The organism is Algoriphagus iocasae (genome assembly GCF_014206875.1).
Classification (GTDB): Bacteria; Bacteroidota; Bacteroidia; order Cytophagales; family Cyclobacteriaceae; genus Algoriphagus; species Algoriphagus iocasae.
This window is the reverse complement of record NZ_JACIJO010000002.1, coordinates 654782-670479: the sequence shown is the minus strand read 5'-3', so window position 1 is coordinate 670479 and position 15698 is coordinate 654782. Positions and strand designations below refer to the sequence as shown.

Annotated in this window: 15 protein-coding genes; 9 read left to right on the top strand and 6 right to left on the bottom strand. The window is 39.6% G+C overall.

The features are described 5' to 3' along the window. Position 1 precedes the first annotated feature (1 nt). The gene (locus FHS59_RS10365) at positions 2-2470 is read left to right on the top strand and encodes a bifunctional UDP-N-acetylmuramoyl-tripeptide:D-alanyl-D-alanine ligase/alanine racemase (protein ID WP_184495072.1); all 2469 of its coding nucleotides are present in this window, start codon (positions 2-4) and stop codon (positions 2468-2470) included. A gap of 35 nt (positions 2471-2505) precedes the next feature. After that, a complete protein-coding gene (locus tag FHS59_RS10360) occupies positions 2506-3315 on the top strand; it encodes an ion transporter (RefSeq protein WP_184495071.1) in 810 nt (269 codons plus the stop codon). Here the strand turns inward: FHS59_RS10360 and FHS59_RS10355 are convergent. The 3 genes from FHS59_RS10355 to FHS59_RS10345 form a co-directional block, all read right to left on the bottom strand. Next, positions 3312-4001, bottom strand: a complete 690-nt coding sequence (locus tag FHS59_RS10355; RefSeq protein ID WP_184495070.1) for a potassium channel family protein — start codon at positions 3999-4001, stop codon at positions 3312-3314. The two genes, FHS59_RS10360 and FHS59_RS10355, sit on opposite strands and share 4 nt — an antisense overlap. Positions 4002-4087: 86 nt before the next feature. Next, positions 4088-5902 (bottom strand): TrkH family potassium uptake protein, encoded by a 1815-nt coding sequence (locus FHS59_RS10350; RefSeq protein WP_184495069.1) that lies wholly within the window; start codon positions 5900-5902, stop codon positions 4088-4090. A 38-nt stretch (positions 5903-5940) separates the two neighbouring features. Beyond that, positions 5941-7197, bottom strand: a complete 1257-nt coding sequence (locus FHS59_RS10345) for a voltage-gated chloride channel family protein (RefSeq protein ID WP_184495068.1) — start codon at positions 7195-7197, stop codon at positions 5941-5943. Between the two features lie 127 nt (positions 7198-7324). Here FHS59_RS10345 and FHS59_RS10340 point away from each other — a divergent pair, with 127 nt between their 5' ends. Further along, complete coding sequence (locus FHS59_RS10340) at positions 7325-8215, top strand: TIGR01777 family oxidoreductase (RefSeq protein ID WP_184495067.1); 891 nt, start codon at positions 7325-7327, stop codon at positions 8213-8215. Positions 8216-8224: 9 nt separating this feature from the next. Here FHS59_RS10340 and FHS59_RS10335 read toward each other — a convergent pair whose 3' ends face one another. From FHS59_RS10335 to FHS59_RS23445, 3 genes are read right to left on the bottom strand one after another with little or no spacing between them, the layout of a single operon-like run. Continuing rightward, the gene (locus FHS59_RS10335) at positions 8225-8398 is read right to left on the bottom strand and encodes a PLDc N-terminal domain-containing protein (protein ID WP_184495066.1); all 174 of its coding nucleotides are present in this window, start codon (positions 8396-8398) and stop codon (positions 8225-8227) included. 9 nt (positions 8399-8407) lie between these two features. Further along, positions 8408-8635 carry a PLDc N-terminal domain-containing protein gene (locus tag FHS59_RS10330; protein ID WP_184495065.1) on the bottom strand — a complete coding sequence of 76 codons (228 nt, stop codon included), beginning with the start codon at positions 8633-8635 and terminating at the stop codon, positions 8408-8410. 3 nt (positions 8636-8638) lie between these two features. Further along, positions 8639-8842, bottom strand: coding sequence for a PLD nuclease N-terminal domain-containing protein (locus tag FHS59_RS23445; RefSeq protein WP_262890870.1), 204 nt, complete (start codon positions 8840-8842; stop codon positions 8639-8641). 243 nt (positions 8843-9085) lie between these two features. Here FHS59_RS23445 and FHS59_RS10320 point away from each other — a divergent pair, with 243 nt between their 5' ends. The 6 genes from FHS59_RS10320 to FHS59_RS10295 all read left to right on the top strand — a co-directional run bounded on the left by FHS59_RS10320 (position 9086) and on the right by FHS59_RS10295 (position 15698). Continuing rightward, on the top strand, positions 9086-11641 hold the full coding sequence (locus FHS59_RS10320; RefSeq protein ID WP_184495064.1) for a M14 family zinc carboxypeptidase: 2556 nt from the start codon (positions 9086-9088) through the stop codon (positions 11639-11641). A 163-nt stretch (positions 11642-11804) separates the two neighbouring features. Continuing rightward, on the top strand, positions 11805-12935 hold the full coding sequence (locus tag FHS59_RS10315) for an amidohydrolase family protein (RefSeq protein ID WP_184495063.1): 1131 nt from the start codon (positions 11805-11807) through the stop codon (positions 12933-12935). Between the two features lie 54 nt (positions 12936-12989). Next, positions 12990-13409 (top strand): 3-hydroxyacyl-ACP dehydratase FabZ family protein, encoded by a 420-nt coding sequence (locus tag FHS59_RS10310; RefSeq protein WP_184495062.1) that lies wholly within the window; start codon positions 12990-12992, stop codon positions 13407-13409. A gap of 342 nt (positions 13410-13751) precedes the next feature. Next, positions 13752-14372: a LytR/AlgR family response regulator transcription factor gene (locus FHS59_RS10305; RefSeq protein ID WP_184495061.1), complete on the top strand. Its 621-nt coding sequence runs from the start codon at positions 13752-13754 to the stop codon at positions 14370-14372. 77 nt (positions 14373-14449) lie between these two features. Continuing rightward, entirely contained in the window at positions 14450-15070 is a 621-nt protein-coding gene (locus FHS59_RS10300; RefSeq protein WP_184495060.1) for a dioxygenase family protein, read from the top strand. Next, a complete protein-coding gene (locus FHS59_RS10295) occupies positions 15063-15698 on the top strand; it encodes a YceI family protein (protein ID WP_184495059.1) in 636 nt (211 codons plus the stop codon). Before FHS59_RS10300 ends, FHS59_RS10295 begins: the two co-directional genes overlap by 8 nt.

The following is a 15698-nucleotide window of genomic DNA, read 5'->3' as shown; positions in this document are numbered from 1 at the left end:
TATGCTAAAGTCGTTGTCGATCGGGCAAATTGCCGAAATCACCAATGGACAAAAGTTTGGCGAATCGGAAAAGAATCTGATCGCTCAGATTGCCATTGATTCTAGGCAAATCATTCATCCATCCCAAAGCCTTTTTGTCGCACTAAAAGGGGCAAAAGCTGATGGGCATTCTTTTATTCCTTCCCTTGTCGATTTGGGCGTGGGCAATTTACTCGTTCATTTTGATTATGTCATTCCTGAGGAATTGAAATCAAAAGCAGTCTTTTTAAAAGTTGATGACACACGAAAAGCTTTACAAAAAATTGCTGCTTTTCAGAGATCTCAGTTTGAAAAACCAGTTGTTTCCATCACAGGAAGCAATGGAAAAACGATTGTGAAAGAATGGCTGGGACAGATTTTGAGCCAAAAATTCCACGTTGCCAAAAGCCCAAAAAGTTATAATTCGCAGGTGGGAGTTCCACTTTCTATCTTTGGAATAGAGGAAGACCATCAGGTTGCGATATTGGAAGCCGGAGTTTCAAAATCCGGTGAAATGGATGCGCTGGCAGAAATGATCCGTCCTAACCTCGGAATCTTCACCAATATCGGAACAGCTCATCAAGAGGGATTTGAGAGTTTGGAACAGAAGATTTTGGAAAAATTAAAGCTTTTCAAAAATTCTGATTTTTTAATTTACTGTAGGGATCAAAAAAGTTTAGCTCCAATTATTGAGAGAAACTTTCGGGAAGAAATGCTGATAGGCTGGTCTGATCAAGCTGGAGCGGATTTTACCAGATCAGTTAAATTATTAGAAAAAGGAGCAAAAATCATTTTTGTCAAATCTGATTTAAATACCTACACTTTTCAGGTTCCATTTTCGGATCCTGCTTCTATCGAAAACATTACCCATGCAATTATTGCAGCATTGACACTTGGCCAAGCTGCGGAATCCATCCAGAAAGGAATTGATCACCTGAAATCAATTGATATGCGACTGACTTTGAAGTCGGGTATCAATGATTCTTTATTGATCGATGATACCTATAACAATGACCTGGCTGGTTTGAAAGTCGCATTGGATTTTATGCAGCAACAGCGACCTAAGAAGCGAAAGATCCTGATTTTGTCAGATTTGCTTCAGCAAGGCTCGCCTGAGAGGATTTATGCAGCAGTTTCTGAGTTGATTCAAAGTTATCAGTTGGATCTCATCATTGGAGTTGGGACAGAAATAGCAGTATTAGAAAAAGGATTTTCAGGAAAATTTGAAAATTACTCTAGTTCGGAAAAGCTATTGGAAAGTTTGGATCCTGAGCGGTTTTCAAATGATCTGATTCTGATTACTGGAGCCAGACCATTTGGTTTTGAAAGAGTGGTGAACAGGCTCCAGCAGCGAATTCATGGAACCACGCTGGAGATCAATCTAAATGCGCTAACTCATAATTTTAACTTTTATAAAAAGCAGCTAAAGCCAAAGACCAAAGTGATGGTGATGGTAAAAGCGTTTGCCTATGGTGGAGGGGCTGTTGAGATTGCAAATCACCTGCAAACCATGGGGGCTGATTATTTGGCCGTTGCCTTTACAGATGAAGGAGTGATTCTGAGGAAGCATGGAATTTCTCTTCCGATTATGGTTTTGAATCCTCTTGAAGAAACGATCGAGCTTTGCAGTGAATTTGATTTAGAACCGGTCGTTTTCAGTCCAGAATTTTACAAGACAGTTCAGAGTTTTTGCGAAGCAAATGGTAAGAGCATTTCTATCCATCTCGATTTGGACACGGGGATGCATCGATTGGGATTTGAGGAAAACCAATTGGATGAATTGAAACAGCTCATTTCTAATGGAAATAAGATTCAAGTAGCATCAGTATACACGCATCTAGTCGGTGCGGATGAGGAAATTCATCGGGATTTCTCTTTAGAGCAATTGGAGAGGTTTAAAAGAATGAAATCGGAATTGGAAGGGATTTTACCTGAAAAGACCCTTTTTCATGCATTGAATTCAGCTGGTATTGTTGCTTTTCCAGAGTTTCAGTTTGATATGGTTCGTTTAGGAATTGGGCTTTACGGAGTAGAAGTTACCGGCAAATACGGTACATCACTTCGATCAATCAGTACCTTGAAAACCACTATTTCCCAAATCAAGGAATTGCCAGCTGGCGAAACCGTTGGTTATTCAAGAAAGGGAATGTTGAAAGATGGAGGAAAAATCGGAACACTTTCCATTGGCTATGCGGATGGTTATGATAGGCGTTTTTCCAATGGGAAAGGCTATGTTTTAATTCAAGGGAAAAAGGCTCCGGTGATCGGAAATGTCTGCATGGATATGTGCATGGTGGATGTGACAGGTCTGGATGTAAAAGCTGGGGATGAGGCTATCATTTATGGAGAAGGAATTTCGCTGAAAGAGCTTGCAGATCGGATTGGAACGATCCCATATGAGCTTCTTACCAATATCAGTACTCGGGTAAAACGAATATACTATCTGGATTGAATGGTGTAGGCTAAGAATTATTTCTAAATTCAGTTATGAAAATTACAAAAAAGCGACTCGCCCATATTGTTTTTGAGTCGGATGACTGGGCCTCGAAGACCTTCGATATTGTTTTGCTCTTTTTGATTTTTGGGAGTATTCTGGTTTCTATTCTTGATTCCGTTGCCAGCATACGTGCCAGTTATGGTCAGCTTTTTTTGTATTTGGAATGGGTTTTTACTGCCTTATTTACCTTGGAATATGTTCTTAGGATTTGGTTATCCAGAAAGCCAAATGGATATATTTTCAGCTTTTATGGAGTCGTAGATTTACTGGCAATTTTACCGTCTTACGTCAGTTTCTTTGTTTTGAATTCTCAGCTTTTGGCGGTAGTAAGAGCTTTGAGATTGCTGAGAGTTATCAGGATTTTGAAATTGGGAAGGTATGTGTCTGAGGCGGAATATTTACAAAGATCTCTACGGGCAAGTACACATAAGATCATGATTTTCATTGGTTTTGTGGTGACTATAGTCCTGATCATGGGAACTTTGATGTTTATTATCGAGGGGCCAGAACATGGTTTCACAAGTATTCCAGTAGGAATGTATTGGGCCATTGTGACTTTGACGACCGTGGGTTTTGGGGATATTACGCCATCGACCCCATTGGGTCAATTTGTGTCATCGATAATCATGCTGCTGGGTTATGCAATTATCGCTGTTCCCACGGGAATTGTAAGTTCTGAAATGGCTTCCCAGCGCAAAAAAATGGATGCGCCAAAGTTGGTGACTTGCCCGAATTGTGGGAAAGATGATTTAAGACCTGGTGATAATTTTTGTGGAAACTGCGGGATCAAAATGCATTAATCATCCAAATTCAGGAATTCCTGAATGTTTTTGATTTTCCCAAAAAGCAATAATATATCTCCCTGTTCCAAAAGATATTCTGGAGTAATGACACCCACGACCTGCTTTTCCTGTGTTTTGATTCCCAACAGATTGGTTTTGTCCACCAACTTGATCACTGTCAGAATATTCAGGTAAAATTCTTTTCGGATATCTGCTTCAGAGACTTTCATCCCTACATATCTTTTTGGGACTTTGACTTCTACAATGTTGTATTCGTCAGAGATTTCCAAGGAATCCATTACCCCTTTCATCTGCAATCTCTTCGAAAGTCTATCGGCAGTTTCCTCTTCTGGATGAATAATTTCATCCACACCGATGCTTCGTATCACAGTTTCGTGGAGATCATTGATCGCACGGGCGATGATTCTTTTGACCTGAAGTTGTTTAAAAATGGCTGTGGACATGATCGATGCCCCGACATCTTCACCAATTGCAATGATCACCACATCGCAATCTCTTAGAGGCAAGTTTTTCACTGCCTGAGTGTCTGTGGCATTCATGGTGACAGAGTGTGTGATCTTATCTTTTACCAGATCGATTCGGTTTTCGCTGTTGTCCACACCTATCACTTCATGGCCTAGATCGGTCAATCTCATGGCGAGATATCCGCCAAAGTTCCCCATACCTACAATGATATATTTCATCAGTTTCTAGTTTTTTTCAAAATTCAATTGAAATCGTGATTAAGTTTTATCCCAATTGAAATCGTCTATTTCAAAGCTTAAACAAGTTAAGTAATAAAGACATTTTCCTCTGGGTATTTGTAGCGTTCCTGTCCTGCTTTTCTGACAATGGCGATCAGGATAGTCAAAGTTCCCACCCTTCCCATAAACATACAGATCATAATGACCAGCTTGCTCGCAGTGCTGAGTTGGGATGTAATTCCCAAGCTAAGTCCCACTGTGGAGAATGCAGAGAATACCTCAAATGCCACATCTATCAATGAAAGTTGAGGATCAAAAAGCATGACCAAGAATATGCCCAAACCAATGACTAGAAAGGAAAGAGCAATCACGGCAAATGCCTTTTGAAGGGTTTCGTTCGAAATTTGTCTACGAAAAACTTCCACTCTTTTCTTTCCTGTTGCGATGCTGACAGTATTCAAAATTGCCACGGCAAAAGTACTTGTTTTCAATCCACCACCGGTAGATCCGGGAGAAGCACCGATCCACATCAAAATCAAATAGATCAAAATTGTCGGTACGGTCAGCATGGTCATGTCTACCGTATTAAACCCTGCAGTCCTTGGCGTGACAGCCCCGAAAACTGTTGTAGCGAATTTTCCATAAGGGCTTAAGCCTTCCAATGTGCTATCACTTTCAAAAATCGCAAAAGTGACAAAACCTATGACCAATAGAATGCCTGTTGTGTATAAAGATAAACGTGTACTGATATTGGAGATTCGGGGAATATGCCGGTAATCTTCAATTCCCAAAAACTTTTTGGTTCCACCTACCACGACATGCTTGAGGTAATTGTAATAATTGATAAAAACAGGAAATCCGATCCCACCTAGGATAATTGCCATGGCCAAAACCAAGTGCATGGAATACATCTCCCGGAATCCGGATTCAAATAATCCATTACTTAAAGTTGAAAACCCAGCATTACAAAAAGCGGAAATCGCATGGAATGCAGCGAAGAAAATCTGGTCTCCTTTGGAGGTAAATAGAGAATCATCGGTAAAATGATAAATCAGAAATGCTGCAAATAACTCCGTCAGCACGGTGAAGAAAATGATTTTTAAGAGGGTGGAATAAATCTCACCTACATTGTTTTCATTGATATAATCCCGGATAAAAAGCTGGTTTTCTATAGAGTAATTTCCCTTGAAAAAGAACCCAAAGAAACTCGTAAAGGTCATCATTCCCAATCCTCCTATTTGGAATAAAATCATGATGGTGATTTGGCCGAAAAAAGTAAAATCTTTTGCCGTATCCATAACTATTAAACCAGTCACACAAACAGCAGAAGTGGAGGTGAACAAAGCATCAATAAATGAAATCCCGTTTGTGGTAGCATGAGGGAGGCTTAATAATATTGCTCCTATGAAAATCAAAATGAAAAAGCTGAGGATAAAAACTAGAGTAGGACTGGCTTTGAGGCGGTTTATGCTCAGACTGTATTTACTGACTTCGATAAAAAATAAAATGACAACGAGAATATTGACCAAAAAATACTGCCTTGAATAGTTGAGAATACCTTCAGAAAACTCCATTCCGAATACATTCCATCTCAAAAGTGAAAAGCCTATCAGAAATAGGGACAAAAGAATTTCTAAAATGACTCGTCCTACTAAGATAGAAGGTTCATTCAAAAGTATTTTCAGAATATACCCTACTCCAATTAGTATAAGGCAGAGTGTGAAAATAAAGGAGGAAATAGCGTATGTAATGGGCTCTGGATCGTATCCTAGATGATAAAGTAAAAGCGCAAACGTGATAAAACTACTCGCTCGAACTACCCCTTCAACGATGGCTTTTAGCTTTCGAATGAAGTATAAATTACGATCTGGATTAGAAAAAAATCTGAAATTTGGTTTCATCCTAAGGTTTTAAAGAAATAAAGGTAACCTAAAGAATTTTACTTTTTAAACCACCTATCGATGGAAAAGTAGCTCTTTTTAGGAAAAAGGAGAATCTTTCCTTCTAAATTTTGAGCCGTATAGATGCTGGATCTTCCGCTAAACAAGTATGCAATAAAGCATGCAATTGCTAAGTATAAGCCAGATTCCATTCCGAATAATTCCATGCCCATGACCGTACAGGCCATCGGTGTATTGGTGGCTCCTGAAAATACTCCTACAAAACCCATTCCCGCTAATAGGGCCAAAGGCAAAGGAATCCAGGTAGAAAGAGCATTTCCTAATGTAGCTCCTGTAAAAAACAGAGGAGTTACTTCCCCACCTTTAAAACCTGCACCCAAGGTAAATCCCGTCATGCCTGTTTTTACCAACCAGTCATACCAAGGAAGCGGTGTTTCGAAAGCTTCGACGATTCTCGGAACTCCCAAACCAATGTATACGGTAGTGTTCGAAAACCATACAATTAATGCGATCACCAGTCCGCCAATGAGCGGGCGCAAGGGGGGATAAGAAATCCATTTTGAAAATTGATGAGAAAAAAAGTGCGTGGTTTGGGCAAATAATCTTCCTGATAAACCGAAAGCAATCCCTGCCGGAATGATCCAAAGGAAATTAATAATTGAAAACCCAGGAACTTCCGGAATGCTATAATGGGTATGTCCTACTCCCCAAAATACTGCGCAAACATAATGGGCTACAAGGCCTGTCCAAAAGGCTGGAAAAACTGACTTCCATCTAAATTTTCGATTGAGCATCCACTCCAAAGCGAAGATCGCTCCGGCCAATGGAGTGCCGAAAACGGAGGCAAAACCAGCAGATACTCCAGCAATCAAAACCATCCTTCGATCCTCTTTTTTAAGATTAAACCATTTGGTCAGTTGATCTGCCAAAGAGCCCCCCATTTGCACTGCAGTGCCTTCTCGGCCTGCTGAGCCTCCAAAAAGATGGGTGGCAATCGTACCAAAAAGAACCAATGGAGTCATCCTCAACGGGATGGGTTTATGGGATTGGTAAAGCTCTTCCAGCAGTAGATTATTTCCCCGCACTGAGGATTCGGCGAACCGATAATAGGTCCATCCAATCAGCAGCCCACCCAGAGGTAATAGGGCAATGATCCATAAATTATTTTCGCGGGTCTGGCCTGCCCACTCAAGAGCGACAAGGAAAAAAGCAGAGGCCGAGCCTGCAACTATGCCTATGAGCAAACCCAATCCAATCCAACGAAATAAATAAGCGACCAGTGATGTGAAGTTCAATTCCTCTCCATGAAGTTTTGCCCAAATTAGGCATAGAAAATGAAACAGAATAAACAGACATTCAGGAATGTCTTAATTTGAATCAACATAATCCCGATATTCGGGTTAAATCAAAAATAACAACCCTATGCAAAATATCCTTATCACTGGAGGTTCGGGTCTAATTGGCCAAAGGATCACTGCTATGCTGGAGGCACAGGGTAAAAGTGTGGCCTGGCTTAGTCGAAGTTCTCAGTCTCAAAAATCATTTATTTGGGATTTGGGGAAAAATCAGATTGACCCGGAAGCAATGGAATGGGCAGATGCGGTCATCCATCTTGCTGGTGCAGGAGTAGCAGATAAGAGATGGTCAGAGGAGCGAAAAAAATTGATTTTAGAATCCAGAACCAAATCCACCCAATTACTTTATCAAGCTATTGAAAGTGCCACAAATAAACCTGATACGTTTATATCTGCTTCTGCAGTAGGTTATTATGGTTTTGATACCGGCGCAGCGCTAATGGAGGAAAGCTCTCCTGCTGGAAACGATTTTTTAGCAGAAGTTGTAAAAGCATGGGAAGCGGAGGTGAAAAAGGTAGAAAGTCTGCACTTAAGAACAGTGATGCTTCGAATCGGGATAGTTTTGGATGCAAATGGAGGTGCCCTTGGCGAAATCTTGAAACCACCTGTTGCGGCACCTTTGGGAAAAGGGGATCAATGGATGAGTTGGATTCATATTGAAGATCTTGCCAGAATGTTTGTCTTTGCCTTGGACAAAACGACTTTACAGGGTGTCTTCAATGCAGTTTCACCAAATCCAGCAACTAACTATCGTCTAACCATAGAAGCTGCAAGAGCCAAAGGAAAACCATTTGTCGGGATTGGAGTGCCAGCATTTGTTTTGAATTTGATCTTAGGCGAAATGGCAGCAATGGTCATTGGAGGAAACAGGGTTTCATCCCAGAAAATACAAAAAGCAGGTTTTGAATTTGAGCACCCGATTTTGATCCCTGCGCTGAAAGATATTTTCCACAGGTAATCTTTCAGTTTAGATTCTCTTACCTCTTCCGATTAAAAACCAAAGGATGGTGCCTAAAAATGGGACTAGAATCACAATTAACAGCCAGATAAGCCTGTCATTGGAGTTGTGAAAATTACTGATAACTACATCATAAATGGTGTAAGCATAAATTGCCAAACCGATAATTCCGATTCCAAACATAGTGTTAAGTTAAGTTGATTTAGTGCCTTTTCTCATAATTAAATAGGCTATGGGGCCAATTACCTGGGCAAAAAGGATAATTAATATCCAAATGAGTTTCATGTTAGGATCCTTAAATTCAGACCGGATGATATCTACCAAACAGTACACCCAAAGGCAGAAATAAATAAATCCGAAAAGAAAGAACAAAGTGCCGAAGAAGCCAGCATTCATGCTATGAAATAGTAAAAATGTCATTTTTTAATTTTTGGGATTAGAAAAATTCGGATTAAATCTTCGACGATGCTTATTCGTTTTTCGATTCAAAGTAAGGTAAAGAATTGAGCCAATCATTGGGACCATCAAAATGATCAAAGTCCAAATTAATTTCATGTTTTGATCTTGAAAATCTGACCGAATCATATCAATCAGGGCATAAATGATCAATCCGGTATAGCAGATCATAACTAGAAAACCACCCATTTGCCAAGCCAGTAATCCATTTGAGTGCGTTACTAAATCCATGCTTCTTCTTCAATTATTTTAACCACTAAACCAATTTAGTTTTTTTTAAAGAATGAAAGTAGGAATTTAGTCAGAAGTTTTAAACCATCTATCTATATGGAATCGAGCAAAAACCTTAGAAAACATAGGGTTTTTATATAAAATTGCGAGATTCCATGTGGCTATCTAAATTAATTTAATCACATGAAAAAGGCTGTTTTGTCACTTTTATTGACCGTTTTTGCCCTTTTTAGCTATGCTCAAGTAGATTTGAGTTACTATCTCCCAAAAGGATTTACCTATGATCCAAGCATCCCCACTCCCAAAGAAGTACTGGGGTATGAAGTTGGCGAATGGCATGTAAGTCATGATCAGTTGGTCATGTACATGAAAGCAGTAGCTGAAGCTTCGGATCGCGTGACCATCGAGGAGACTGGTCGAACTTACGAAAAAAGACCGCAGGTTTTATTGACCATTACCTCTCCTTCCAATCATGGAAAAATAAATCAGATCAAAGCTGACCGGGCTAAACTTCGGGATGCTGGAGCTTCAGTAGACATCGCGTCAATGCCGATTGTGATGTTTATGGGCTACTCTGTTCATGGAAATGAGCCAAGTGGCGCCAATGCTTCGATGCTGGCAATCTACCATTTTGCTGCAGCGAAAGAAGTGGGACCTGAATTGGAAAACATCGTGCTACTTCTTGATCCGGCGATCAACCCAGATGGTTTGAATCGATTTGCTTCCTGGGTCAACTCCCATAAGTCCTATAACCTCAATGGCGATCCAAATGGCAGAGAATACAATGAAGCTTGGCCACGAGGTAGAACCAATCATTACTGGTTTGATTTGAATAGAGATTGGCTTCCTGTGCAGCACCCGGAGTCAAGAAACCGGGTAAGAGTATTTCAGGAATGGCTTCCAAACATTCATTTGGACTTTCACGAAATGGGAAGCAACAGTACTTTCTTTTTCCAACCTGGCGTTCCTGCCAGAATGCACCCGCTTACTCCTACCAAGAATTTTGAGCTGACCAAAAAGATCGGTGAATATCACGCGAAGGCTTTAGATCAAATCGGATCTCTTTACTACAATCAGGAGAATTACGATGATTTCTATTATGGAAAAGGCTCTACCTACCCTGATGTGCAAGGTTCGATCGGAATTCTATTTGAGCAGGCAAGTTCCAGAGGACATCTTCAGAAAACAGATTATGGAATGCTGAGCTTTCCATTTACTATCAGAAATCAGTTTACTGCGAACCTTTCTTCTTATCAGGCGGCAAAAGAAATGCGCCAGGAGCTGAATCAGTGGATGAAAGACTTCTATTCAGATATCAAAAGTGAAAGTGATGCTGATGTAAACAAAGCTTACATTTTTGGCAGCAAAGAAGACGATGCCAGAAGTTATCACTTGGCTGATTTGATTATTCAACACGACATTGAAGTTTACAGTTTAAAAGAGGATGTGACCTTGAATGGTCAGGAATTCCGAAAGGAAAATTCCTATATCGTTCCTGCCAATCAGCCTCAATATCGATTGATCAAGGCGATGTTTGAAACTAGAACATCATTCCAGGACAGCCTTTTCTATGATATCTCTGCCTGGACATATCCGATGGCTTTCAATCTTGAATACCAAGCATTGAACAGCAGAATTTTGAATTTGGCGAGTGTGGAAAAAGTGGATAAAACGAATTTGAAACTTGCTCCGGGTAAAGTAATTGGAGCTCCAGGTGCATACCAATATGCGATGGAATGGACGGATTATTATGCTCCAAAAGCAGCAAATAAGTTAATGAATGCCGGGTTTTTAGTTCGGGTGGCACATGCTGAGTTTGGAACGCCGGAAGGTAAAACTTTCGGAAGAGGAACGATCTTGATCGGGAAAGGCAATTCTGAATTGGATGAAAATGCCATGTATCAGAAACTCAATGAAATTGCTGCTGCTTCCAATGTTGATATTTATGCGATCAACACAGGATATACCACTGGCATTAACATGGGTTCGACATTTACTGATCCTTTGGACAAACCGGAAATCGCACTGTTGATAGAAGGTGGTGTGGACAGCTACGAGGCTGGCGAAATTTGGCATTTGCTGGATCAGCGCATGGAAATGGCCATTACGCTTTTACCAATGGATGCTATCAGAGGCAATACGCTAGAACAATACAATGTTGTTTTGATGCCTGATGGACGTTATAATGGTTTAGGAAAATCAGGAGCTGCAGCTTTGAAAGAATGGGTTTCAAATGGCGGCACATTGGTAGCCAAAGGTGGAGCATTGAGGTTTTTGGCAGACAATGAAATTGGATCAATTACCTTCAAAAGTGCTCCAGAACCTGAAAAAGGACTTCAAAAGAACTATGCTGATTATGAAAACGCTACTGGAGCAAAAGTAACTGGCGGAGCGATTTTCAATGCCAAATTAGATCTTACCCATCCGATTGGATATGGATATACCAATTCGGATATTCATACTTTCAGAAATGATAATTTATTTATGGAGCCTTCCGAAAATCCTTATGCCAATCCATTGGTCTATACCGATAGTCCATTGGCATCTGGATATTTACACCCGTCTAATTTAGAAGGATTGAAAAATGGAGGAGTAATCCGAATTTCATCTTTGGGAAGAGGAAGAATTGTGGGATTTGCTGATAACATGAATTTCAGGGCCTTCTGGTTTGGAACCAATAAATTATATCTCAATGCAATCTTCTTTGGGCAAACCATCCAAAGTGGCACAGGAAGATAAGTAAGGAGAAAATTGAAAAAGTCCCAAGTCAACTGATTTGGGACTTTTTATTTGGTATTTTTCTAAGAAAGTTCCAACCAAATTTTAAAACCTTCCGTTTTACATTTATTGTTTTGATTCCTTTTTTATTCAACCAACAACCATTCACATTCACCCTCTCATTATGAAAAAAGCACTACTAAGCAGTTCCAAGCTTTTTGTTCTCAGTTTATCCATTGGACTTTCCTCTGTTTCTTTGGCTCAGGAAATGAGTTTTGAAGAATACAATCCTCCATCAACATTAAAGGTACCCGAGCATCCTGTAATGCGTGCCAAATTCCCGTTTGTGGATATTCACTCCCATCAAGGAGGAATCAATGAGGAACGAATTGATCAGCTGATTGGCGAGATGGATGAGTTGAATATGGGTGTTTTGGTAAACTTGAGCGGAAGAGGTTTTGGTCGGGGAGACAGCAATTCGCAGCAAGAATATATCAAGTCAATGATCCAGGAGTTTAATACCCATGCGCCAGGAAGATTTATGGTTTTTACCAATTTGAATTTTGCGGGTTTTGGCGATGAAAACTGGACAAGAATTGCTGTCAAAGAATTAGAGGAAGATGTGGCCGCAGGAGCTAGTGGTCTGAAAATCTATAAGAGCTTGGGCCTAAATGTGAAAGATGTCAATGGAAACCGAGTTCCTGTCAACCATCCGGATTTAGATGCTGTCTGGGCAAAAGCCGGTGAGTTGGGCATTCCAGTAATTATCCATTCAGCAGATCCAGCTCAGTTTTGGCAGCCTATGGATGCGAATAATGAGCGATGGTTAGAACTTAAAACTCATCCAAACAGACAGCGTGGCGCGGATAATCCGGCGCCTTTTGAGCAGATTATAGCTGAGCAGCACGATGTTTTTGCAAAGCATCCAGAAACCACATTTATCAATGCGCATATGGGTTGGATGGCAAATGACTTGGATGCAGCAAGTGCTCATTTGGAAAAATACCCAAATGTGAATTTCGGTATCGGTGCTGTGATCGCTGAATTTGGACGTCAGCCTAGACGTGCGAAAGAGTTTTTTGAAAAGTATCAGGATCGAGTGCTATTTGGAAAAGACGCTTACAATAAAGAGGAGTATTATACGTATTTCCGTGTGCTGGAAACTGACGATGAATATTTCCCCTATTACAAAAAATACCATGCTTTTTGGGCGATGTATGGCTTGGGGCTTTCTGACGAAGTGCTGAAAAAGCTGTATTATAAAAATGCCCTTCGTATTGTTCCGGGGATGGATAAGAGTGTATTTCCAGACTAATTAAATTTTTCCTTTAATTCATTATATTGAATTTGCATCAAAAGGATACCTAAAATGAATAACTCGATTGAATCATTAATTCCTCACAGATTTCCTTTTCTATTTGTAGATGAAATTGTTAGTGCTTCCACAGAAGAAATAATTGGAATAAAGACTTTTAATAAAAAAAAGGATGAAATTCTTACTGGAAGTTTTCCAAACTCTGGATTTATTCCAGGTATGATTTTGATCGAATCTATGGCTCAATGTGGCGGGGCAGGAATTAAAAAACTGGGATTAGCAAATGGCTTTTTTGGACTGGTCAGTATAGATAAGGTAAGATTTTTTAAAGGGGTTACTTATGATACCGAAGTCAAATATTGTGTAAAAAACCTGCGGGTAAGTGATAGATTAATCAAACAAGAAGGAATTGCGTATGTGAAGAATGAACCAGTTGCAGAAGCATCTTGGATCTGCGCTAAAATAAGCAGTTAAGTTCTTTCAAATAAATACACGAATACTTCTTGAACGAACCTTATTAAGCAACTTTGTGTAGCATAATACTTAAGAAAAAGAAACCTAAAAATCTTTACATTTTTAAATCACCTAGAAGAAGGAATTATTAAACTAAAACCAGATTTCTTTCTAATGATACCTGAGAAACCCAGAATTAAAGCGACTCTTAAATACCTTGTTGTCTTAGTTCTTGTTCTTTTGGTTACGATTTTTCAGGATTTCTTACACTCACGGTACAACGATTACTCTTTTTATGCTTCGGAATCCTTTCTATTCAATACGTTTTGGATTCTGATTTTGCCAATAGCTGTTTTTTTAAATATGACTTTTAATAAGGTTTCAGTATTAGCTGGAATACGTGTTTTAATGGTCAAGAGGCTCCTTTTTGTAGTGGTTGCTTCCATTTTCCATATCATACTTTTTGCTGGTTTAGTGCATTTGGTTTCAGCTATTTTCTATGAACACACCTTTACTTTTTTTAGGAATTTGAGATATACATTATCTGAAGATTTGTATAAATACCTACTCATCTATTCAGTGGTTTCATTGGTATTTATGAGAAAAAAGAATGCTAATGAATCAGAAGCACCGAAGGATAAATTCTTAGATCGAGTGATTATTAGCTCGGGTAGGGCTAAAATCTCCATTTATACCTCAGAGATATTTTTTATAGCTGCGGAATCTCCTTACATCGCGATTCATACCATAGACAAAAAGCAATTACATACCCAAACTCTCAAATCAATCTTGGAGCAGTTAGACCCTGAGAAATTTGTAAGAATACATAAGTCCACCATCGTAAACCTCAGTAAGGTGAGTTCCTATAAATCCAGATTAAATGGTGATTACGACATACAGCTTTCCAATCATCAGGAACTTCGATTGAGTAGAAATTATGTGGATAACTTCAAGCGAAGATTCTCAGACTTTCAATCGTCTTGACCTATTATTCCCACAGCTTGTCTTAGTTTATTTTTTCCAGATAGTTCTTTTACCAACCTTTTGGAAAAAATCAAGTGATGAGAGAACCCCTATTATTTCTACTTCTGTTTGTTTCGATCTCCTGCAATGGCCAAAATAATTCCCCGGACAAAATTGTTGGTGGTCCTTGCGAAGGTTGTGAAGCGATCTTTGAATATGGGAAAAAGAGGCTAACTGCTATAGACACTTTGCCCCTGTTTTTGGAGACCGAACCCAAGCTAAAAATCACAGGTCAGGTATTTCAAAACGATGGGAAATCGCCTGCTTATGAAGTGCTAATTTACATTTATCACACAAACCGGCAAGGTGTCTACCAAACCAAAGGAGAAGAAAAAGGCTGGGCAAAACGCCATGGCTTTATCCGAGGTTGGGTAAAAACGGATGGTGAAGGGAAGTATACTTTTTATACGTTTCGGCCAGCTGCCTATCCAAGTCGGGATGAACCTGAACATATCCACATTACTGTGAAAGAGCCTGGCAAATCAGAATATTATTTAGATGAGTTTGTGTTCTCTGATGACCCACTTTTGACCGATGAAAGAAAAATTAACTTGGAGAATAGAGGAGGTACGGGAATAGTTAAACCAACTCTAGAAAATGGAATTCTGACCATTCGTCGAGACCTTATTTTGGGGAAGAATATTCCGGGTTATGAATAGACACATAGCTTTTGTGGTCTTGGTTTTTTCAGGGTTGATTTTCGGACTCTCTAATATTCTTCAAAATAGGCCTATTGAGTTAGAGGAAAAAGTTGAGCCAAAATTGGTCAATGTTCTCGATACCTTGAAAATCGATGTTTCCAAATCCAATATTTTCTGGAAAGGCACCAAAATGATGGGTTTGGGAAAACATGAGGGAGAAATTGCTATTCAAAATGGATTTTTGCTCATTCAGAATAATGCATTAAGCGGAGGAGAAATCACCGTGGATATGAATACGATCACAGTTACAGATATCCCTGAAACTGATCCTATTCCGATCAGAAATCTCACAAACCACCTTAAAAGCCCTGACTTTTTCGATGTGGATAAGTATCCTTATTCGAATTTTCAAATCACGAAAGTTGAGCCGACTCTAAATGGAAAATTCCAGATTTCAGGGTTACTTGATTTAAAAGGAATAACTAATTCTGTTTTGTTTGAGGCTGAGCAAATTAGCGAGGATCGCTTCAGCGCAAGTTTAGAAATAGATCGATTTGATTGGGATATAGCTTACAGTGGCAATTGGATTGACCGAACCTTGGTGGATAGAGAAATACAACTGAGGATAGAACTAGTGGGATATTGA

Bases quoted from the DNA above. Each gene is read 5' to 3' on its own strand.
- FHS59_RS10365 (WP_184495072.1), top strand. From the start codon at position 2: ATGCTAAAGTCGTTGTCGATCGGGCAAATTGCCGAAATCACCAATGGA.
- FHS59_RS10360 (WP_184495071.1), top strand. From the start codon at position 2,506: ATGAAAATTACAAAAAAGCGACTCGCCCATATTGTTTTTGAGTCGGAT.
- FHS59_RS10355 (WP_184495070.1), bottom strand. From the start codon at position 4,001: ATGAAATATATCATTGTAGGTATGGGGAACTTTGGCGGATATCTCGCC.
- FHS59_RS10350 (WP_184495069.1), bottom strand. From the start codon at position 5,902: ATGAAACCAAATTTCAGATTTTTTTCTAATCCAGATCGTAATTTATAC.
- FHS59_RS10340 (WP_184495067.1), top strand. From the start codon at position 7,325: ATGCAAAATATCCTTATCACTGGAGGTTCGGGTCTAATTGGCCAAAGG.
- FHS59_RS10335 (WP_184495066.1), bottom strand. From the start codon at position 8,398: ATGTTTGGAATCGGAATTATCGGTTTGGCAATTTATGCTTACACCATT.
- FHS59_RS10330 (WP_184495065.1), bottom strand. From the start codon at position 8,635: ATGACATTTTTACTATTTCATAGCATGAATGCTGGCTTCTTCGGCACT.
- FHS59_RS23445 (WP_262890870.1), bottom strand. From the start codon at position 8,842: ATGATCTGCTATACCGGATTGATCATTTATGCCCTGATTGATATGATT.
- FHS59_RS10320 (WP_184495064.1), top strand. From the start codon at position 9,086: ATGAAAAAGGCTGTTTTGTCACTTTTATTGACCGTTTTTGCCCTTTTT.
- FHS59_RS10315 (WP_184495063.1), top strand. From the start codon at position 11,805: ATGAAAAAAGCACTACTAAGCAGTTCCAAGCTTTTTGTTCTCAGTTTA.
- FHS59_RS10310 (WP_184495062.1), top strand. From the start codon at position 12,990: ATGAATAACTCGATTGAATCATTAATTCCTCACAGATTTCCTTTTCTA.
- FHS59_RS10305 (WP_184495061.1), top strand. From the start codon at position 13,752: ATGACTTTTAATAAGGTTTCAGTATTAGCTGGAATACGTGTTTTAATG.
- FHS59_RS10300 (WP_184495060.1), top strand. From the start codon at position 14,450: ATGAGAGAACCCCTATTATTTCTACTTCTGTTTGTTTCGATCTCCTGC.
- FHS59_RS10295 (WP_184495059.1), top strand. From the start codon at position 15,063: ATGAATAGACACATAGCTTTTGTGGTCTTGGTTTTTTCAGGGTTGATT.